The sequence below is a fragment of the Rhodoplanes tepidamans genome, assembly GCF_030813915.1.
Lineage (GTDB): Bacteria > Pseudomonadota > Alphaproteobacteria > Rhizobiales > Xanthobacteraceae > Rhodoplanes > Rhodoplanes tepidamans.
On the sequence record NZ_JAUSUJ010000001.1, the window covers coordinates 150,252 to 169,620 of the forward strand.

16 protein-coding genes and 1 other RNA gene are annotated in these 19,369 nt (G+C 70.5%); 3 read left to right on the forward strand and 14 right to left on the reverse strand.

Annotated features, from left to right (window positions below; all coding sequences use genetic code 11):
- Position 1 precedes the first annotated feature (1 nt).
- The 9 genes from J2S22_RS00655 to J2S22_RS00695 all read right to left on the reverse strand — a co-directional run bounded on the left by J2S22_RS00655 (position 2) and on the right by J2S22_RS00695 (position 8,673).
- Positions 2–1,690 (reverse strand): di-heme-cytochrome C peroxidase, encoded by a 1,689-nt coding sequence (locus J2S22_RS00655; protein ID WP_272776172.1) that lies wholly within the window; start codon positions 1,688–1,690, stop codon positions 2–4.
- Positions 1,691–1,740: 50 nt separating this feature from the next.
- Positions 1,741–2,340: a DUF29 domain-containing protein gene (locus J2S22_RS00660; protein ID WP_272776171.1), complete on the reverse strand. Its 600-nt coding sequence runs from the start codon at positions 2,338–2,340 to the stop codon at positions 1,741–1,743.
- A gap of 111 nt (positions 2,341–2,451) precedes the next feature.
- The gene (locus J2S22_RS00665; RefSeq protein WP_272776170.1) at positions 2,452–2,739 is read right to left on the reverse strand and encodes a type II toxin-antitoxin system HicB family antitoxin; all 288 of its coding nucleotides are present in this window, start codon (positions 2,737–2,739) and stop codon (positions 2,452–2,454) included.
- A 14-nt stretch (positions 2,740–2,753) separates the two neighbouring features.
- On the reverse strand, positions 2,754–3,170 hold the full coding sequence (locus tag J2S22_RS00670; RefSeq protein ID WP_272776169.1) for a hypothetical protein: 417 nt from the start codon (positions 3,168–3,170) through the stop codon (positions 2,754–2,756).
- A gap of 1 nt (position 3,171) precedes the next feature.
- On the reverse strand, positions 3,172–4,098 hold the full coding sequence (locus J2S22_RS00675) for a ParA family protein (protein ID WP_272776168.1): 927 nt from the start codon (positions 4,096–4,098) through the stop codon (positions 3,172–3,174).
- A gap of 227 nt (positions 4,099–4,325) precedes the next feature.
- A complete protein-coding gene (locus J2S22_RS00680; RefSeq protein ID WP_272776167.1) occupies positions 4,326–4,658 on the reverse strand; it encodes a helix-turn-helix domain-containing protein in 333 nt (110 codons plus the stop codon).
- A complete protein-coding gene (locus J2S22_RS00685; RefSeq protein ID WP_272776166.1) occupies positions 4,643–4,969 on the reverse strand; it encodes a type II toxin-antitoxin system RelE/ParE family toxin in 327 nt (108 codons plus the stop codon). The genes J2S22_RS00680 and J2S22_RS00685 overlap by 16 nt, the downstream gene beginning before the upstream one ends.
- 90 nt (positions 4,970–5,059) lie before the next feature.
- Positions 5,060–7,756 carry a UvrD-helicase domain-containing protein gene (locus tag J2S22_RS00690; protein WP_307155779.1) on the reverse strand — a complete coding sequence of 899 codons (2,697 nt, stop codon included), beginning with the start codon at positions 7,754–7,756 and terminating at the stop codon, positions 5,060–5,062.
- 407 nt (positions 7,757–8,163) lie between these two features.
- Complete coding sequence (locus J2S22_RS00695) at positions 8,164–8,673, reverse strand: thioesterase family protein (RefSeq protein WP_272840688.1); 510 nt, start codon at positions 8,671–8,673, stop codon at positions 8,164–8,166.
- 102 nt (positions 8,674–8,775) lie between these two features.
- Between J2S22_RS00695 and J2S22_RS00700 the strand changes: the two genes are divergently transcribed.
- Both J2S22_RS00700 and J2S22_RS00705 read left to right on the forward strand, forming a co-directional pair.
- Positions 8,776–10,221 carry an FAD-linked oxidase C-terminal domain-containing protein gene (locus J2S22_RS00700; protein WP_272840689.1) on the forward strand — a complete coding sequence of 482 codons (1,446 nt, stop codon included), beginning with the start codon at positions 8,776–8,778 and terminating at the stop codon, positions 10,219–10,221.
- Between the two features lie 401 nt (positions 10,222–10,622).
- Positions 10,623–14,525, forward strand: a complete 3,903-nt coding sequence (locus tag J2S22_RS00705) for an AsmA family protein (protein WP_272776434.1) — start codon at positions 10,623–10,625, stop codon at positions 14,523–14,525.
- A gap of 177 nt (positions 14,526–14,702) precedes the next feature.
- On the opposite strand, the gene J2S22_RS00710 is transcribed toward J2S22_RS00705, so the two are convergent.
- The 5 genes from J2S22_RS00710 to ssrA all read right to left on the reverse strand — a co-directional run bounded on the left by J2S22_RS00710 (position 14,703) and on the right by ssrA (position 17,968).
- A complete protein-coding gene (locus J2S22_RS00710; RefSeq protein ID WP_272776433.1) occupies positions 14,703–14,993 on the reverse strand; it encodes a ribbon-helix-helix domain-containing protein in 291 nt (96 codons plus the stop codon).
- Entirely contained in the window at positions 14,990–15,178 is a 189-nt protein-coding gene (locus tag J2S22_RS00715; RefSeq protein ID WP_272776432.1) for a DUF4169 family protein, read from the reverse strand. Before J2S22_RS00715 ends, J2S22_RS00710 begins: the two co-directional genes overlap by 4 nt.
- A gap of 175 nt (positions 15,179–15,353) precedes the next feature.
- Complete coding sequence (gene fumC / locus J2S22_RS00720) at positions 15,354–16,745, reverse strand: class II fumarate hydratase (RefSeq protein WP_272776431.1); 1,392 nt, start codon at positions 16,743–16,745, stop codon at positions 15,354–15,356.
- 93 nt (positions 16,746–16,838) lie between these two features.
- Positions 16,839–17,426, reverse strand: coding sequence for an SspB family protein (locus tag J2S22_RS00725; RefSeq protein ID WP_272776430.1), 588 nt, complete (start codon positions 17,424–17,426; stop codon positions 16,839–16,841).
- Positions 17,427–17,598: 172 nt separating this feature from the next.
- Positions 17,599–17,968, reverse strand: a transfer-messenger RNA (tmRNA) gene (gene ssrA / locus J2S22_RS00730).
- A 773-nt stretch (positions 17,969–18,741) separates the two neighbouring features.
- Here ssrA and J2S22_RS00735 point away from each other — a divergent pair.
- Positions 18,742–19,368 (forward strand): tripartite tricarboxylate transporter TctB family protein, encoded by a 627-nt coding sequence (locus J2S22_RS00735; RefSeq protein ID WP_272776429.1) that lies wholly within the window; start codon positions 18,742–18,744, stop codon positions 19,366–19,368.
- Position 19,369 lies beyond the last annotated feature (1 nt).

The following is a 19,369-nucleotide window of genomic DNA, read 5'->3' on the forward strand; positions in this document are numbered from 1 at the left end:
CTCACTGGGTCTTGAGGTATTCGACGATCGCCGTGCGGTCCTCGGGCGGCAGCCCGCCCGGCGGATAGACATGGCCGATGTTGCGGTTGCCAGGCAGGCCGGTGTCGAAGCGGAAGCGGCCCGGGGCGTCGTCGCTGACGAAGCCGAGGCGCTCGCGATCGAGCTCGCGGCCGCCGGTCCAGAACACGGCGCGGCGCTCGGCGACGGGCGAGAGGAGCTCGTAGACGGTCGCCACCGAGCCGTTGTGCAGGTACGGGCCGGTCGCCCACACGCCGGCGAGGGGGCTCGCCTTGAGGTCGGTGATGCCGGGCGGGCTGTAGGGCTCCGGCGCGCCGCCGGGACCGCGCCGCAGGCGGAAGCCGTTCATGGCGATCCGCTCGTCCCGGGGGATGCCGGCATCGTCCATGGCCCGGGTCAGGATGGCGCCGACCGTCTGGAGGAAATAGGCGGCGGCCGGCACCACGGCCTTGCCGTCCTGCAGGCGGGCCGTGGCGGCGTTGGTGCGCACCAGCCGGGTGGCCAGGCTCTCGATATAGAGCGGGTCGGTGCCGACGGCCCGGTAGTTCGTCCGCCCGATGGCGATGAAGGTCTTGCCGAAGACATTGTCGGCCGGGTCGGTGCGGCGCCACGGCGGCATGTTGTGACAGCCGGCGCAGTGCTGCCGGAACAGCGCTTCGCCGCGCCCGGCACGCGCCGTGTCGATGCGGCCGAGGAGGTTCTGGTCCCACGGCGGCGGCTTCAGGTCCGCCACCCAGGTCTCCATGAGATGCAGCTCGCGCAACAGCAGGCTCGACGCGTACCAGCCGGCGGGATCGCCGGTGAGCGTCGCGGTGCCGTAGACGCCCAGCACCTCGCCGCCGTTGCGGCCGATCGGGCTCGAGGCGATCGGGTTCCACTGGACGAATTCGAGCTCCGACGTGAGCCACAGCGGCGGATAGCTGGTCGGCGCGTTCACCGGGCGCAGGTTGGCGGGCTCGGCCTGGTCGGTGACCGCGATGGCGTTGACGATCTGGGTCAGGGCGTCGACCCGGCCGAAGCCGGAGACGAGGCTCGGGCGGCGGATCGCGGCGTCGCCGGAGAGGCGCGCCTCGAAGCCGGCGAGCTGCAGCTTCAGCTCGGCCGCGCCGGTGACGCCGGGGGTCGTCAGCACGCGGCCGGCGAAGCGGCCGAAGCGCGCCTCGTCGAACAGCGTCGCCGAGACGGCGGCGGCGAGGTCGGCGTAGAAGCGGTCGACGTCGAAGCGGGCCGGGGCGCCGTCGATGCGGATCGGCCTGCCGTTCACCGTCACCTCGGCGGTGTGGCAGGCCGCGCAGGTGAGCCCGACGCTGCGGCCGCGCGGGCCGGCGCCGACCGACTCGGGGGCGAGCGCGATCTCGGTGGCGACGGTCGGCCGCGCCGGATCGAGGGCGAAGCCGATCGGCAGCCCGTCGGGATTGAGCGGGTGCGGGCCGTCGGGCGCGATCAGGCCGTAGCGGGCGAGGCTGTCGGGGGCCGCGAACGCCGTCCCGTCGGCGCCCTCCAGCGCCTTGAACCAGGCGATCGGGATGATCCGTGAGCCCTGCGGGGTGTAGTAGAACAGCTCGCGCCGCTCCTTCGACCAGCCCTGGTCGAGGACGACGGGCGGCTCGGCGGCGCGTCCGCTGCCGGCCGGCACCATCCCGCCGAGCGCCGCGAGCAGTCCGACGAGCACCAGCGCACTCCGCCCCACGGCCGCCCCCTGATCGCGTCGAACACGTACGATTACGCCACGCCTCGCGTATCACGGGAAATCACGACGCCGTGCGCGCACCGGTGTGCAATGCGGGGGAGAGGCGATGCGGCGGACGCGCCTGCGTCAGCGCGCCGGCGGCGCGGCGATCTCGAACGGGCGGGAGGAGAGGTCGTCGGGAGCGTAGGGGCAGCCTCCGGGACGCGGTCGAGGGCGAGGCCGGTTTCCCTGGCGGCCTCCAGGCGTGCCTTGCGATAGGCGCGGGCGATCGCTTCCGGACTGCGCGGCTTCAGGCCGGGATTGTCGGAGAGCACGTCCTCGATCTCGAGGCGTTGCTCCTTGATCGAAAGCACCCAGCTCCGCGACCGGCGCTCGGGCTGAAAATCCCATTTCAGCATGTGCAGCAGGAGCACGCGAAGCGCGGTCTCCAGCTTGTTGAACTGCTCGCGCCCCGAGGATTCGATCTCCTCGGCCACGTTGTCGCGATCGATCTCGTCGAGCCGCCCGGCCCGGATCAGCCGGGCCTGCTCCAGGGCCCAGGTGTAGACGTCGCGGTCGTAGGACGCCCGCCCGCGGGCCGGCGCGTCCGGCTCCTTCGGAACGATCGTGACCTCGTCGCGACGCTGCGCCATGGCGATCCTCGGTCGGCGTCCAGTCCCCGGATCCGTAGCCCGAACGAGCGAAGCGAAATCCGGGAATCTTGTCCAGGATTTCCGAGACGGCGGAGCGCTCGCTCCGGGGCTTCAGGCGGCTTCGGTCTGTGCCGGCGCGGGGACGAGCGCGACCATGAACGCAACGAGATCGCGGGCGATCTCGGGATCGCGCTTCAGCTCGGTGAGCGTGCGGGCCGGCGGCAGGGCGCGGCCGTCCTCGGCCAGCGCCTCCGCATAGAGCGCGACGGCCCCCGGCGCGTTGCGCAGGGCGTCGTCGAGATCGTCGCCGCCCGAGAAACAGCCCGGCAGATCGGGAAACCAGACGCCCACCGCGGTGTCCGGCCCAGCCTCCTCGACGATGGCGACGTAGTGGGTCATGGCTGGTTGCTTTGTTATCTGCCACGGACCGCACGTGAGTTTAGGCGGGAGCCGACGAGTGCCTCAATAATCTTTTCCTCAAGGCGGAGTACTGTATCTTGCTTCATTACAGCAATCTCTAGTTTTCTTGCGATCCTCTCAAGCTCGAACCGGGTTAGTTGAAAATTTCGCAAAATACGAAATCCTTCCTCTGTTGATTCTGCGACATTTAACTCGATTTCAATCTGATCGAAGTCAATGCCTGTAAGCCTGTCGTGTGCTGTAGGTTTTGTTGATGTCTCTGTTGCGCGACTGTGCATTGCTAATTCTAATGATGCCTCACCCGAGGAAAGGGCTGCAAGCTCCTTCTCAGACATCCTCTCTATAGTTTCTATAAGGATCTTTAAGCCCATGAGAAGGGTTGCCTTATTGTTGGTCTTTTTAGAAGACATATTAAAGTCCTGCCGCGGCTATGAAGTCGTCGGTAACGCCCTCAAGTCCGCTAACTACGCCTTGATGGCTTTGGTTTTCGTATCCACCCAATACAACCGGGATTCCGTAGATGGGGGCGTCGGCGAACAAAGTGTCATTCCGCTTTATGTAATGCTTGAATACCGGCATGGTTGAGGCTCTTTTCAGTCGCGCCATAAACGCTCTCTGGGCGGATATTGGCTGATTACCGTACTCCTGGATCATCGTGAATACAACACCTATTGCTTTTGGGTCGATTTTTTCAACCCTTTCACCTTGATCGAGTTCGGCGTAGTCATTGTAGTCTTTTGTTAGTTTTTCAACGTTTCTCATTAAATAATCGATTCCAAGTGTTGATAGCTGGTCTGGGCGAGTGGGTACTAAAATGAAGTTGCTTGCGATGATTGCTGTCTTCGTTACAATGTTAAAATTTGGAGGGCAGTCAATTAATATCACATCGTAGCCATCAAATTCATCCTCCTGAAGTCCGACTGCTAGGCGGCGATGAACATTAATGAAGTTTAGTTTGGCTTGTGCAAGGCTTGCGCCGCCGAGTTTAACCGCAAGATCAAGGTCGACATTAATTAATCCAAGATGCGAGCATATTATATCGAGTTTGCCTTTTCCGGTCAGGCGCTGATTGATGCGTTCCGGCGTGTGGATAAGTTTTGCTAGTTCGATTGGCTTCCCTCTTTCGTAGGCATCGAACCATGCTTTTATTGATCCTTTGTCGATGAAGTGAGTGGCCCACTCTTCCGGCTGTATAAACGAGAATGTAAGGCTTGCTTGTGCATCGAGATCAATAAGCAGAACATTCTTACCTCGCCAAGCGAGTTCTGCGCCTAGATTTGCGGTAAGAGATGTTTTTCCAACTCCGCCTTTGTAGTTTATAACTGCAACAATTTTCATTGTGGTGCTCCTTCTAATGTGTGTCTCAAGAAAGCGTGGTGGACTCTTTCGATTTTCAATTGTAACCGAGACTATTGATCATCTCACGCCTTGTTCGGGAAGCTGTCCACCACCTTCTTCTCGCCGGCCTTGTCGAACTGGATGGTGAGCTTGTTGCCGTCGACGGCGCGGACGCGGCCGTAGCCACCGATGCCGAGACGCTGAACCGACGAAGAGAACCCGTCCGATCACCCCGACGCTTCTTTGCCGAGCGCTCGCCGCACCGCCTTCGGCTCGGCCTTGATTACCGTGATGAGTGCGCGCGCGGCTCCGGAGGGCTGGCGCGTTCCGAGCTCCCATTTCCGGACTGTTCCAACTCCTGTGCCGATCAACGCGGCGAACTCGCGTTGCGACAGGCCCAGCATTTGTCGGGCGTCGCGGGCATCGGTGTCGTGGGGCGTGACGTCGTGAACCACGGCGCCGGTCGGCTTGCCGGACGCGTGGTCCAGCGCCTCGTGCAGGCTCGCCCGGATGTCGCCTGCGAGACGGCTCGATCGACGAGTCTTCATCTTCTTTTCCATCGCCTCACCAGCTCGACCGTCAGGGTCGCGAACTCTCTGCGATCCGAGGCGCTCAGATCGGCCTTCTCGTTCTTGGCGTAGATCGCCAGAAGGAAGATCGGCATCCCGGGATCGTGAAAGAAGTAGACGACCCTGGCACCGCCTCGCTTGCCCGTGCCGTTGCGTCCGATCCGGAGCTTTCGAAGCCCGCCGGTGCCTGGGACGAGGTCACCGCAGGTCGGGTCGTAGGCGACGAGATCGATGACCGCGTTCTGCTCGGCGGTCGTCAACAGCGCGTCGGCCCGGGATCGGTACCCGGCGAGCTCGACCACCGAGACAGGCCTTTGGGACATGTGCGAGCGTACCCCATTGGGGCTCAATCCGCAACTCGGTTCCGGTGCGACGGGCGCCCGGCCTCGCCCTCACGCCTTGTTCAGAAAGCTGTCCACCACCTTCTTCTCGCCGGCCTTGTCGAACTGGATGGTGAGCTTGTTGCCGTCGACGGCGCGCACGCGGCCGTAGCCGAATTTCTGGTGGAAGACGCGATCCCCGGTCGCGAAGGCCGAGGGAGCGCCGGTGGAGCGGGCGACCAGCTCGCCTTCGATGGTCACCGGGGCGCGGCGGGCCGGGGTGCCGTTGGCGGACGGCGCGGCGAAGCCCGGCGTGCTCCGCGCGGTCGACGTCTTGAAGGTGCCGTTGCCGCCGCCGGCCGGCGGTCGGCGCGAACCGATGTCCCGCATCCGGCCGGTCGGCTCCTCCGGCTCCACCTGCGAATACTCGTGCGGGTCTTCCTCGAAGCCGCCGCGGTTCTTCTGGGCGCGACGCCAGCCGGGGGTCGTGTAGCTCGAGCCGAAGGCGGCCGTGGTGTCGAAGCGCGAGCCGTAGGCGTTGCCGTAGCCGGCGAAGCCGCCTTTCGCCTCCAGCACCTCGACGTGCTGCTCGGGCAGCTCGTCGAGGAAGCGCGACGGCAGGCTGGACGACCACGAGCCGTGGATGCGCCGGTTGGAGACGAACGAGATTCTCGCGTTTTTTCGCGCGCGGGTGATCCCGACATGCGCCAGCCGCCGTTCCTCCTCCAGGCCGGCGCGGCCGTTCTCGTCGAGCGAGCGCTGGTGCGGCAGCAGGCCTTCCTCCCAGCCCGGCAGGAAGACGGTGTCGAACTCCAGCCCCTTCGCCGCGTGCAGCGTCATGATCGACACGGCGTCGAGATCCTCGCCGCGGTCCGTGTCCATCACCAGGGAGACGTGCTCGAGGAAGCCCTGCAGGTTCTCGAAGTCCTCCATGGAGCGCACCAGCTCCTTGAGGTTCTCCAGGCGCCCGGCGGCGTCGGCGGAGCGGTCCTTCTGCCACATCTCGGTGTAGCCGGACTCGTCCAGCACGATCTCGGCCAGCTCGGTGTGGGGCAGGGTGTCGCGCTGCGCCCGCCAGCGATCGAAGGCGGCGACGAGGTCGCGCAGCGCCGCGCGCGGCTTCGGCTTCACGGCCTCGCTGGTGCTCATGGCGCGCGCCGCCTCGAGCAGCGGCACGCCGCGGGCGCGGGCGAGGTCGTGCAGACTCTGCAGCGCGGCGTCGCCGAGCCCGCGCTTCGGCACGTTGACGATGCGCTCGAAGGCGAGGTCGTCGGCCGGCTGGTTGACGAGGCGGAGATACGCCATCGCGTCGCGGATCTCGGCGCGCTCGTAGAAGCGCGGGCCGCCGATCACCCGGTAGGGCAGGCCGAGCGTGACGAAGCGGTCCTCGATCTCGCGCATCTGGAACGAGGCGCGCACCAGGATGGCGATCTCGTCGAGCCGGTGGCCGCGGCGCTGGAGCTGCTCGATCTCCTCGCCGATGGCGCGCGCCTCCTCCTCGGAGTCCCAGGACGACGACACCACCACCTTCTCGCCGGCCTCGCCCTCCGAGCGCAGCGTCTTGCCGAGCCGCCCCTCGTTGTGGGCGATCAGGTGCGAGGCGGCGCCGAGGATGTGGGCGGTCGAGCGGTAGTTGCGCTCCAGCCGGATCACCTTGGCGCCGGGGAAGTCGTGGTCGAAGCGCAGGATGTTGTCCACCTCGGCGCCGCGCCAGCCGTAGATCGACTGGTCGTCGTCGCCGACGCAGCAGATGTTCTTCGGGGGGGCGTGGGGCGGATTCGGCATCGCCGCGGGCACGGCCTCACCTCTCCCCCGTGGGGAGAGGTCGACATTCGCGCGCAGCGCGGATGTCGGGTGAGGGGGGGAGAGCGTTTGCGAGGGCGAGGCCGGCCCCCCCTCACCCGACGCGCTTTGCGCGTCGACCTCTCCCCGCCGGGGAGAGGTCGAGGTGGCCGCGCTCGGGCGCTGGGCGAGGAGGCGCAGCCAGAGATACTGCGCCACGTTGGTGTCCTGGTACTCGTCGACCAGGATGTACTTGAAGCGTGCCTGGTACTGGGCCAGCACGGCGGGGTGCTCGCGGAACAGCCGGATCGTCTCCAGCAGCAGGTCGCCGAAGTCGGCGGCGTTCAGCGTCTTCAGCCGCGCCTGGTAGGCGGCGTAGAGGTCGCGGCCGCGGCCGTTGCCGAACACGGCGCCCTCGCCGGCCGGGACCTGGTCCGGCGTCAGGCCGCGGTTCTTCCAGCCGTCGATCTGGGTGGCGAGCAGCCGGCCGGGCCAGCGCTTCTCGTCGATGTCGGCGGCGGCGATGAGCTGCTTGAGCAGGCGGATCTGGTCGTCGACGTCCAGGATGGTGAAGTCGGGCTTGAGGTTCACCAGCTCGGCGTGGCGGCGCAGGATCTTGGCCCCGATCGAGTGGAAGGTGCCGAGCCACGGCATGCCCTCCACGGCCTCGCCCACCATGGCGCCGATGCGGTGCTTCATCTCGCGCGCCGCCTTGTTGGTGAAGGTGACGGCGAGGATCTCGCTCGCCCGGGCGCGGCCGAGGCTGAGGATGTGGGCGATGCGGGTGGTCAGCACCCGCGTCTTGCCGGTACCGGCGCCGGCCAGCACCAGCACCGGGCCGTCGAGGGTCTCGACCGCCTCGCGCTGCTCCGGGTTGAGGCCTTCGAGATAGGCCGCCCGCTGGGCGCCGCGGGCGCGCGCCGCGATGCCGCCCGGGGCGGGCGCCGGGGGCGCGGGCTCGAAGGGTCGCTTGAAGGGGTCGGACATTCCGGTTCCAGGCTGCCGGCGCCATGGGGGTCCATGCCGCCGGTCGAGGGCGCCGGTCTTTGCGGGCCGGCCGGGCTCCCGGGCCCGCGAGACGGGCCCGTATTCACGAATCGTTCGTCCTAAAGATGGCACCCGCGCCGGCGCAAGGGGAGGGGCGCCGCAGGGTGTGGATGGCGGGGCGGCGTATCGCTCCAGCGATCGGGGCAGGGCGCCTGCGCTCCCTCTTGCGCACCCTCTCCACGTGTGCGGGGAGAGGGTCGGGGTGAGGGGGCGCCTCGTGGATACGGAGGCGCCCCCTCACCCGGACTTCGCGTCTGCCGGCGCAAAGTCCGACCTCTCCCCACGCGGCGGGGAGAGGTGAGGACGGGCGTAACGCGGTGGAACGCTCTTCGGGTTGTAGCCTGCGCCTACACCCGCTCCGCCATGGCGACGCGGCGGCCGGCGGCTTCGGGGCGGGGCAGCATGGCGTGCGAGGCCTTCAGGTCGGCGAGCCGCGAGGCGATCACCGGCGGGGCGGGGGCGGCGCGCCCGGCGTCCATGTCCACGTGGAGGGCCATCACCTCCATGGTGGCGGCCATGAAGCCCTCGTCGGCGTGGAACAGCTGCTCGAAATAGTGGAGCCGCTTGGCGTCGAAGTCGAGCAGCTGGAAGGTTGCGCGCACCGCGTCCCCGGCCTTCAGCTCCCGCAGGTAGCGCACATGGGTCTCGGCCGTGTAATAGGAATGGCGCTTCAGCGCGACGTAGTCGAGCCCGGCGCCGATCAGCGCCAGGACCTCGTCGGCGGCGCGATCGAACAGCACGTTGTACCAGGCCATGTTGAGGTGGCCGTTGTAATCGATCCAGTCCGGCTCGACCCGCATCACGGACGAGACGAACGGCGCGAAAAACACCGGCTTCAGATCGGCATGGTCGAGCATGATGTTCATGCAACCAGTATGGCAGCGAATCATGACGGAGTCGCGGACTCCGGTTCGCCCGTCGACGCTGCGTCGCACACCGGAACAGGCCGCCCCATCGCCATGACCCTGCTCGCCACCCCGGCCGGAGCGCCGCCCGCGCCACGACCGTCCCGTCCCGCCGTCGAGTCCGTGATCGCCGCACTGACGCAGGAATTCGGCTCCTTCGTCGTCACCGCCGCCTCGGCGCGCGAGCAGCACGGCAACACCGCGAGCTGGCTCGCCAGCGAGCCGCCGGACGCCGTGGTGTTTCCGCAGTGCACGGCCGACGTTCAAAAGATCGTGCGCATCTGCGCCGAGGCCGGCGTGCCGATCATCCCGTTCGGCACCGGGACCTCGCTCGAGGGCCAGGTCAACGCCCCGGTCGGCGGCATCTGCGTCGACACCCGCGACATGAACAAGGTGCTGGCCGTGCACGCCGAGGATCTCGACGTGGTGGTCGAGCCCGGCGTCACCCGCAAGCAGCTCAACGAGTATCTGCGCGACCAGGGCCTGTTCTTCCCGCTCGATCCGGGCGCCGACGCGGCGCTCGGCGGCATGGCGGCGACGCGCTGCTCGGGCACCAATGCGGTGCGCTACGGCACCATGAAGGACGTGACGCTGGCCCTGAAGGTGGTGCTGGCGACCGGCGAGCTCCTCACCACCGGCACCCGCGCCAAGAAGTCGGCGGCCGGCTACGACCTCACCCGACTGTTCGTCGGCTCGGAGGGCACGCTCGGCATCATCACCGAGCTGACCCTCAAGCTGCACGGCATCCCGGAGGCGATCGCCGGCGGCGTCTGCCCGTTCCCCACCGTCGAGGCGGCCTGCAACGCCGTCATCACGACGATCCAGACCGGCATCCCGGTCGCCCGCATCGAGCTGCTCGACCAGCTCCAGGTGAAGGCCGTGAACGCCTATTCGCGCCTGTCGCTGCCGGAGGTGCCGCTGCTGTTCGTCGAATTCCACGGCAGCGAGGCGAGCGTCGCCGAGCAGTCGGCGCATTTCGGCGAGATCGCCGCGGAGTTCGGCGGCGGGCCGTTCGACTGGGCGACCCGGCCGGAGGACCGCACCCGGCTGTGGCAGGCCCGGCACGACGCCTACTGGGCGGCCGGGGCGCTCCGCCGCGGCACGAAATCGGTGGCGAGCGACGTCTGCGTGCCGATCTCGCGGCTCGCCGAATGCGTGGTCGCCACCCAGGAGGACATCGCCGCCAGCAACCTGGTCGCGCCGATCGTCGGCCATGTCGGCGACGGCAACTTCCATCTCGGCCTGCTGGTCGACATGGACGACCACGACGAGGTGAAGCGCGCCAAGGCGCTGCTGGAGCGCCTGGTCGAGCGGGCGCTCGCCATGGGCGGCACCTGCACGGGCGAGCACGGGGTCGGGCAGGGCAAGATGAAGTATCTGGAGGCCGAGCTCGGCACCCCGGCGCTCGCCGCCATGGCGGCGATCAAGCAGGCGCTCGATCCGGCCGGCATCATGAACCCGGGCAAGATCATCCCGGCGATTTCCGCTTCGCTTCGCTGAGCCGGGCTCGCGGCGGGCAGGCAACCGCGCATCCCGATGGATGACGCCGCTGTGCCGGCTCGGTCGCGAGCCTCGGACGAGGCGCGTCGGGCCACGGGCCCGATGCGTCGCAGATCCGGAAGCCCAGGGGCTTTCCGGTAAGCGCCTCCTCCTGTCGCCCCGTGTCCGGGTCACGGCGCGACGCGCCGTGACCCGGACACGGGGCCGGGCGCGTCTCCGGCGTCCTCGCTTGCCGGTAAACCGCCACAAAGACATATAATCGCCGTCGATTCCCGCGAGAGTTCGAGTTCGGGGGCCTCTCGACTCCGTGGCGCTCACAGCTCCGTGGCGTTCACAGTGCGGCGGCGCGTGCCACGTGCGCAGGATCGGAGGCGTCCCGGACAGCCGTCCGGAGCGCACAGGTGCAGACGACCCTTCTCGGCCTGGCCGTAGCCATGATCCTGGCGCTGCTCGCGGCGCTGGTCGGGCCGCATTTCGTCGACTGGGACGGCTTTCGCGAGACCTTCGAGGCGGAGGCGACCCGCGCGGTCGGCACGCCGGTCGCGATCTCCGGACCGATCGACGTCCGCCTCCTGCCGACCCCCTCGCTCGACCTCAAGGGCGTCGCGCTCGCCGCCGGCGGGGCCCGGATGAGCGCCCGCGCCATGCGGGTCGAGCTCGCGCTCGGGCCGCTGATGCGCGGCGAGTGGCGGGTCGCCGAGCTCACCCTCGACGCGCCGCAGCTCGACCTCTCGCTCGACGCCTCCGGCCGCATCCGCGGCGCGGCGCTGCCCTCGGGCTTCGATCCCGACATGCTGTCGATCGAGCGGCTCGTCGTCGAGAACGGCCGCGCCGTGCTGGCCGATCCGGCGAGCGGCAGCAACGTCACCCTCGACGACGTCACCTTCAAGGGCGACCTGCGCTCGCTCGCCGGGCCGCTGCGCGGGGAGGGCGCCTTCGTCACCGGCGGCCATCTGTACGGCGTGCGGCTCGGCGCCGGCCGGGCCGGCAGCGACGGCGGCGTGCGGCTGCGGCTCGCCGTCGACCCGCTCGACCGGCCGCTGGCGATCGAGGCCGACGGCACGCTGTGGCTCGCCGGCACGACCCCGCGCTTCGAGGGCGCCCTGACGCTGGCGCGGCCGGCCGGCACCGGGCTCGGCCCGGGCCGTGCCGTGGCGCACGAGCCGTGGCGGCTGACCGGCCGGGTCGAGGCGACGCCGGCGCGGGTCAAGCTCGGCCAGGCCGAGCTGCAATACGGGCCGGAGGACCGGGCCGTGCGGCTCGGCGGCGCCGCGGACCTCGTGCTCGGCCGCTTTCCGCGCGCCGATCTCGTCGTCACCGGCCGGCACGTCGATCTCGACCGCGGCGCCGGCGCGCCGGCGGCCGCCCGCGCGCCGCTCGACGCCCTGCAGAGCGCGGTTCACGACCTCGTCGCCGCCCTGAAGCCGCCCGTGCCGGTCAAGGCGGCGGTGGAGATCGACTCGCTCGTCGCCGGGGGCACCACGCTGCAGAACCTCAAGGGCACGGTCACCGCCGCGGCCGAGGGCGTCACCCTCGACGGCGTCGAGCTGCGTCTTCCCGGCCTCACCCATGTCCGGCTCGGCGGCAGCCTGAAGGCGGCCGGCCCGGACCTCGCCTTCGCCGGCCCGGTGAGCCTCGATTCCAGCGATCCGCGGGCGCTGCTCGCCTGGATCGACCCGCGCGCCGACGCCCACACCGACGCAGCGAAGCCGCTCGGCCTCCTTCGGGCGAAGGGCGACGTGTCGCTCGAGCGCGACCGCGTCGCGGTCGCGGCGCTGTCGCTCGAGCTGGACCGCAAGGCGGTCGAGGGGCGCTTCGCCTACACCCGGGCGGCGCCCGGCCGGCCGTCGCAGGTCGAGGCCGACCTGAGGGCCGGCGAGGTCGATCTGGAGAGCACGGCCGCGCTGATCGGCAGCCTGCTCGGCGGCACCCGGGTCGAATGGCCGGGCGGCGCCACGGTGGCGCTCGCCGCCGGCAAGGTCGTCTGGGGGCCGCTCGCCGCCGACCGGGTCGAGGCGCGGGTCGGCTACGGCAAGGACGGCCTGACCATCGAGCGCCTCGCGGTCGGCGATCTCCGCGGCGCGACGATCGCCGGCTCCGGCCGCATCGACACCTCGATCGTGAGTCCGCAGGGCGCCGTGACGCTCGAGCTGAAGGCGCCGCGCAGCGACGCCCTGGTCGCGCTGATCGGCGAGGTCGCGCCCGAGCAGGCGGCGGGCCTGAAGCGCTACGCCGCCGCGCTCGGCGCCGCCGAACTGCGCGCCCGCTTCGACGTCGCCCCCGCCCTGCACGATCCCGCCGCCCCGCGGGCGACGCGCTCGACCGCGAACCTGACGGTCGACGGCCGCATCGGCACGATCCGGCTCGCCCTGTCGGCGACCGCGACCGGCGATCCGGCGGATCCGCTCAAGGCGCAGGTCCGCGCCGACGGCACCGTCGAGGCGCGGGAGAGCGCCGCGCTCGCCGCCCTCACCGGGCTCGACCGGCTGGTGGCGCTCGACGGACGCCCGGCGACCGTGTCGTTCGCCGGCGGCGGCCGCCTCGACGGCGCCCTGGAGGGCAAGCTCGACGCCGCCTCGGGCGGCCTGTGGATCACGGCGGCCGGCCAGGGCCGGCGCGATCCCGACGGCGTCTCCGGCCGCGCCGACGTGACCCTGACCGCCACCGATGCGCGGCTGCTCGCGCCGCCCGGCAGCGGCCCGCTGCCGCTGTCGCTGCATTCGCGCGTCGCGGTCTCCGGGCCGGACGTGCGGTTCGACGACCTCGCCGGCCGGCTCGCCGGGGCGGCCGTGAAGGGCCATCTCGCCGTGCGGCTGGCCGAGCCGCGGGCCGTCACCGGCCGCATCGAGACGACCGACCTCGACCTGCCGCCGGTGCTCGCCGCGCTGACCGGCGCGACCCGCCGTCCGGCCGCGGCCGGGCGCGACGCTGCCGCGGCGGTCGCCTGGTCGGCCGAGCCGTTCGGCCGTCCCGGCTTCGCCGACCTGTTCGGCCGGGTGGAGATCGCGGCCGGGCGGGCGACGCTGCTGCCCGGGCTCTCGGCGCGCGACCTGAAGACGGTGCTGCGGCTCGACGGCTTCTCGCTCGCCATCGAGGGCGCGCAGGCGCAGCTCGCCGACGGCACGCTGTCGCTCGACGCCGAGATCCGCCAGGTGCCGATGGGGCTGTCGCTGCGCACCCGCCTCGCCCTCGCCGGCGCCGAGATCGCGGCGCTGCTGCCGGCGACCGGCAAGGCGCCGCCGGCCGACGGCCGGCTGTCGCTTTCGGCCGAGCTGGACGGCACCGGCCTCAGCCCGGCCGCGCTGGTCGGCGCCCTGCACGGCACCGGCGCCGTGACGGTCGAGGACGTGCGGCTCTCCGGCCTCGATCCCAAGGCGGTCGACGCCGGCATCAAGGCGGTGGAGCGCGGCCTGCCGCTGGAGCGGCTCGCCGGCTGGCTCGGCCCGGCCCTGGAGGGCGGGCGGTTGTCGGTCGGCAAGGCCGGCGGCGCCCTGTCGGTGGTCGACGGGCGGGTCCGGCTCGGCCCGATGGAGACCGCCGCGGACGGCACCGACGTGGCGCTGACGGCGGGCTTCGACCTCGCCGCCGATGCGCTCGACGCCCGCTTCACCCTGACCGGCCCGGCTCGCGATGACGCGCCCGGCGGCCGCCGGCCGGAGCTCGGCGTCGCGCTGCGCGGGCCGTGGGCGGCGCCGAAGCGCAGCGTCGACACCACGGCGCTGGTCACCTGGGTGACGCTGCGCAGCGTCGAGCAGGAGGCGAAACGGGTCGAGATGGCCGAGCGCGAGGCGAAGCGCCGCGAGGCGGTCGCGGCGGCCGAACGGGCCCGTCTGGACAAGGAGCGGCAGGAGCGGGCCGAGCGCGAGCGCCTCGCCCGCGAGGCGGCGGCGCGCGAGACGGCGGCCCGGGAGGCCGCGGCCCGCGAGGCTGCGGCCCGGGAGACGGCCGCCCGCGAGGCGGCGGCCCGCGAAGCGGCGGCCCGGCCGGTCGTCCGGCCCGAGCCCGATCCGGTGCCGACCGCGAGCACGCCCGCCGGCCCGGCCGCTTCGGCCGGTCCGCCCCGCGGTGCCGATCCGGCCCCCGCCCTGCCGCCGCCGATCGAGATCCGGCCGCAGCCGGTGCGACCGGCCGGGCAGGCGTCGGCCGCGGCGGCCGCGGTGGCCGGGCAGGGGAGCGGGGCGGGGCAGGCGCAGGCGGCGCCCGGCCAAGTGGCGCCGCGGCCGGCGAGGCCGGCCACCACCCCACCGCCGCAGGAGGCGCCGTCGCCGGTGCGATCACTGCTTCAGCTGTTCAATTTGCAGTGAGCGGCCGGACCGGCGTCGCACAGGCGTCGGATCGGCCGCCGGGGACCGGGGAACCCGCGGGGCGGCGGTGACGACCGATCGCCCTCAGGTCCCATCGCCCCGGGGACTGGCCCCAGGGCCGCGGTGGTCGGGCCGGCGGATCAGGAGCCGGCGATCGCGGCTCCGATGGCGACCCGCTCAGCTCGCGCGCATCGCCGACTGGGGCGGGCGCTCGCTCGACTCGTGGCCGGTGCTGCCGGCGCCGCTGCCGGCTCCGCCGGTCCGGTAATGATCGAGCACGAACAAGCGGATCGCCGACGACAGGTTGCCGTGGCGCCGTTCGGAATCGATCGTCGACACCAGGTCGGAGAGCGTGACGTGGCGGGCACTCGCGATCTCCTTCAGGGCTTTCCAGAAGGCGTCTTCGAGGCTGACGCTCGTCTTGTGGCCGGCGATCACGATCGAGCGTTTCACGACTGGGGACTTCATTCACCCTCTCCCGTCTCGAGGCGATGCTGGTCGAGCGTGCGGTCCGACTTGTTCTTCTCGGCCGCCAGCAAGGTCCGTTCCGCCTTCGGCATCCCATGAAGAACACGGTTCTGCCCCGCGCGTTCCGCCGCTTTTTCACGGTCGATGCGTTTTCGCACCCTGCGCAGATTGACGATTTCGGCCATGGCGGTCTCCTTCGGGGGCTCATCGGGTCGTCCGGTCCGGCGCGACGGCGGCGGACGGCGGCGACCGAAAGGAGGGGCGGACCGCGCGAGACTCGCGACGGTTCGGCGATTATACGGCATTCCGGACCAATTGTTTCTGGTCGTTTCGGTCCGTCGGTCTCGGGCCGGCCGGGTCTCAGTCCGGCCGGGTCATGGAGCGCGGCTCGACGAGCCGGTCGAAATCCTCGGCCGTGACATGGCCGAGCCGGACGGCCTCCTCGCGCAGCGTGGTGCCGTTCTTGTGGGCCGTCTTGGCGATGGCGGCCGCCTTCTCGTAGCCGATCGACGGCGCCAGCGCCGTCACCAGCATCAGCGAGCGTCCGGTCAGGTCGGCGATCCGCGCCTCGTTCGCCCGGATGCCGACGACGCAGTTGTCGGCGAAGGAGCGGGCCGCGTCGGTGAGCAGGCGGATCGACTGCAGGAGCGCCTGCGCGATCACCGGCTTGAACACGTTGAGCTCGAAATGGCCCTGGCTCGCCGCCGTGGTGATCGTGGTCTCGTTGCCGAACACCTGGCAGCAGACCATGGTCAGGGCCTCGCTCTGGGTCGGATTGACCTTGCCCGGCATGATCGACGAGCCCGGCTCGTTCTCCGGCAGCAGCAGCTCGCCCAGGCCCGAGCGCGGGCCGCTGCCGAGCAGGCGGATGTCGTTGGCGATCTTGAACAGCGCGGTGGCGGCCGCCGTGATGGCGCCGTGCACATAGACCACCGCATCGTGCGCGGCGAGCGCCTCGAACTTGTTGGCCGCGCTGGTGAAGGGCTGGCCGGTCAGGGCCGCCATCCGGGCCGCGAAGAGCTCCGGGAAGGCCGCCGGGGCGTTCAGCCCGGTGCCGACCGCGGTGCCGCCCTGGGCGAGCGGGTAGAGCTCGCGCAGCGCCGTCTCGATGCGCGCCACCGCCGATCCGACCTGGGCGGCGTAGCCGGAGAACTCCTGGCCGAGGGTGAGCGGGACGGCGTCCTGCAGGTGGGTGCGTCCGATCTTGACGATCGACTCGAACGCCGCCGCCTTCTCGTCGAGCGCCGCCTCCAGATGGGCGAGGGCCGGCAGCAGCCGGTCGACGATCTCGGCGACCGCGGCGACGTGGATGGCGGTCGGCACGCTGTCGTTGGACGACTGGCTCATGTTGACGTGATCGTTCGGATGCACGGGCGCCTTGGCGCCGAGGCCGGAGCCCAGCAGCTCGTTCGCCCGGTTGGCGATCACCTCGTTGACGTTCATGTTGGTCTGGGTGCCGGACCCGGTCTGCCAGACCACCAGCGGGAAGTGATCGTCGAAGTGCCCCGCCACGATCTCGTCGGCGGCCGTCGCGATCGCCCGCGCCAGCTCCGGCGCGAGCAGGCCGAGCCCGGCGTTGACCTCGGCGGCGACCCGCTTCACCCGGGCGAGCGCCCGGACGAGGGGCAGCGGCATGCGCTCGTCGCCGATCCGGAAGTTGCGCCGCGACCGCTCGGTCTGGGCCCCCCAGTAGCGGTCGGCCGAAACCTCGATCGGGCCGAACGTGTCGGTCTCGGTGCGCGTGGCGGACATGACGCTCTCCTGTCCGACCGGGCGAAAGCCCCGGCACGGACCGTGACGGCGGCCGCGCGGCGCGGCAGGCCGTGCGGCGCGATCGGCCGAGGACTATTTCTTGCGGAAGCGATCCAGCCGGACCACCTCGCCGCCGCCGGCCGGCTTGTCGGGCGGCGGATCGCCGGCTTCGGCGGTCGGATTGGCGGCGGTCGGCAGCGGCTCGGGAGCGGGCGGCGGGGTCCGCTTGTGAAGAGCGGCGGGGCGGGGCGTGCCCGCCGGCTTGGCGCCGGGCGGCCCGGCCGCCTGGGCCGGCTCGTCCTCGGGCGCCTCGGCGTCCAGATCCGACTGGACCGCGAACTCCAGCCCGAACTGAACCGACGGATCGAAGAAGCCCTTGATGGCGGTCAGCGGCACGACGAGGCGTTCGGGAATTCCGTTGAACGAGAGCCCGACCTCGAAGCCGTCCTCGGTGACGGTCAGGTCCCAGAACTGGTGCTGGAGGACGATCGTCATCTCGGTCGGATACTGCGCGAGCAGGCGCGGCGACAGCTTCACGCCCGGCGCCCGTGTGTCGAAGCTCACATAGAAGTGGTGCTCGCCCGGCAGGCCCTTGGCGGCCGCATCCGACAGCACGGTGCGCACGACCCCGCGCAGGGCGTTCTGGGTGAGGATGTCGTAGCGGATGTAGTCGGTCGGCATGACGGATCTTCGGCGCCCTTCGATTCGTCCTCATCGTAGGCGCCGGGTGGGACGAATACCACCCTGCCGAAGCCGGCGCCCGCCGGGCGAGCCGAAGACGCCGGCCGGCACCGGCCAGACGATCCGCGGCATCGTCCCGCCCGAAAGAGAGACCCGCCCGAGCGAAAAGAGAAGTGGAGGCTTCTGTTGCCAGGTGCCTCCGAACCCCGCCTGCCGGTGCTACCCGTCAGGGCTTGAAGATCGGTCTTTCAAACCGCTTACGCGGCCTGAGCAACCGGAGCATAGTTGTCGTTGGCAACTATTGCAGTGGCCCGATAACGGCGGAACCATGCCGGGCAAAAGCGCGTCCTTTACGCCCTCGTCGATCCTGTTTCGCCCCCGCCGGAGCCCAGCGGGCCGGCGCTGACGCGCCGCACTGGGCTCGGGTGGAGGCGCCGGGTACCGCCCCCGGGTCCGAAAGGTTTATTACGACGGCCATTTATCGCCATAGCCGGCAAGCCGGCCCGCCCAATATAGGGACAATGGAGGCGGGACGGAAGCCCGCCCGGCCGCGGTCTTCACCGGCGGGCCGCCGAGCCCGGCGGAATGCGGGGCGGACGCCCCCCGGATGCCGCGTCCGGGGGGTCGGGCGGCGGACGAATCGCCCGGCACCCTGGCGCGCGGACAGGGGGCGCCGGCACTTCGGCGCGTCGGCACCGGCCGGCCCCGCCGGACGGCCGGACGTGCGTTCCGTTCCGGCCAGTTAGTATATAAAGTGAGCCCTGCGGCCGGGCGCGCCGGCGATGCCGGGAGCGGGGCCGGCCGCGAGCGGGAGCGGGGGCGGCGCCGAGGTCCGGCGTCGCGTCGGCCGGCCGGGTTCCGGCGTGCGAAACCACCCTGCCGTCCGGGGGGCTCGCGTGTCGCGCGAACCCCGTATCCGACGGTTGCCGTGCGGGCGCGGCGGGGAGCCGCCTGCTGCGCTGCGGGAACAGCCGCGGTGCAATGCGGGGAGCGCCGTGCGGACATGCAGAAATCACTGCGGCGCCGGCTCCGGCCTCGGGACGACCGACGGCAGGCGGTCGCGAAGCTCTGATCGCCACGGTGGAAGTGACACGCCGCGCCGTCGAAACGGCCGCGACGCAACGCGGTCCGGTCATGCGATTCGTGGGTCTGCAATTCACAAAAAGGCCATCGTGTGCTTCCTGCCGCAGCCGACCTTATGGTAGGAGACTTCAAAATTCGGCTCTGAGTTCGCTTCTGAGAGAGCATGGAGGATTTGATGTCCGAGGGCGTACAGGCGTCTTCCGATGGAGCCGCGGATCACAAACGCACGGTCATGTCCGTGCTGGCGCCGTTGCTGGTCGGCCTTCTCTCCATAGGAGGCTATTTCAGGACACCTCCCAGTTCGCCTCTGATCGCCGACGTCCTGCTGTTCGCCGGCATCGCTCTCGTCGCCTTCGCCATCGCCCTCGTGGTGCTGCGCTGGCCGATCCGCGATCCCCGCGACTACTACGGCGGCCTCGCCCTCCTGGGAGTCGCCTTCTTCATGCTGTGGGCCGGCAGCGACCTGCCCGGCACGCGCGGCTTCGCCTTCGGTCCGGGAACCGGCCCGCGCATCTTCGCCTCCGTCCTCGCCGTGCTCAGCCTGATCGTGATGGTCGTCGGCATGTTCGCCCAGGGGCCGGGCCTCGAGCGCTACGCATGGCGTGGCCCGTTCTTCATCACCCTCGGCACGCTCGTGTTCGCCGTGACCATCCGTCAGTTCGGGCTCGTGATCGCGACGTTCGTCAGCATCATCACCGTGGCGGCGGGCAGCTCCGAATCGCGCTGGATCGAGACCTTGATCTGGGCAGCGGTGCTCACCGGCTTCGCCGTGCTCGTCTTCCCGATCGCGCTCAGCCTGCCGTTGCAGTTGTGGCCGTCGCCCAATCTGTCGTTCTCGACCTTCCTGAACTTCCGCTGAG

Bases quoted from the DNA above. Each gene is read 5' to 3' on its own strand.
- J2S22_RS00660 (WP_272776171.1), bottom strand. From the start codon at position 2,340: ATGGCGCAGCGTCGCGACGAGGTCACGATCGTTCCGAAGGAGCCGGAC.
- J2S22_RS00665 (WP_272776170.1), bottom strand. From the start codon at position 2,739: ATGACCCACTACGTCGCCATCGTCGAGGAGGCTGGGCCGGACACCGCG.
- J2S22_RS00670 (WP_272776169.1), bottom strand. From the start codon at position 3,170: ATGTCTTCTAAAAAGACCAACAATAAGGCAACCCTTCTCATGGGCTTA.
- J2S22_RS00675 (WP_272776168.1), bottom strand. From the start codon at position 4,098: ATGAAAATTGTTGCAGTTATAAACTACAAAGGCGGAGTTGGAAAAACA.
- J2S22_RS00680 (WP_272776167.1), bottom strand. From the start codon at position 4,658: ATGGAAAAGAAGATGAAGACTCGTCGATCGAGCCGTCTCGCAGGCGAC.
- J2S22_RS00690 (WP_307155779.1), bottom strand. From the start codon at position 7,756: ATGTCCGACCCCTTCAAGCGACCCTTCGAGCCCGCGCCCCCGGCGCCC.
- J2S22_RS00695 (WP_272840688.1), bottom strand. From the start codon at position 8,673: ATGCTCGACCATGCCGATCTGAAGCCGGTGTTTTTCGCGCCGTTCGTC.
- J2S22_RS00700 (WP_272840689.1), top strand. From the start codon at position 8,776: ATGACCCTGCTCGCCACCCCGGCCGGAGCGCCGCCCGCGCCACGACCG.
- J2S22_RS00710 (WP_272776433.1), bottom strand. From the start codon at position 14,993: ATGAAGTCCCCAGTCGTGAAACGCTCGATCGTGATCGCCGGCCACAAG.
- J2S22_RS00715 (WP_272776432.1), bottom strand. From the start codon at position 15,178: ATGGCCGAAATCGTCAATCTGCGCAGGGTGCGAAAACGCATCGACCGT.
- fumC (WP_272776431.1), bottom strand. From the start codon at position 16,745: ATGTCCGCCACGCGCACCGAGACCGACACGTTCGGCCCGATCGAGGTT.
- J2S22_RS00725 (WP_272776430.1), bottom strand. From the start codon at position 17,426: ATGCCGACCGACTACATCCGCTACGACATCCTCACCCAGAACGCCCTG.
- J2S22_RS00735 (WP_272776429.1), top strand. From the start codon at position 18,742: ATGTCCGTGCTGGCGCCGTTGCTGGTCGGCCTTCTCTCCATAGGAGGC.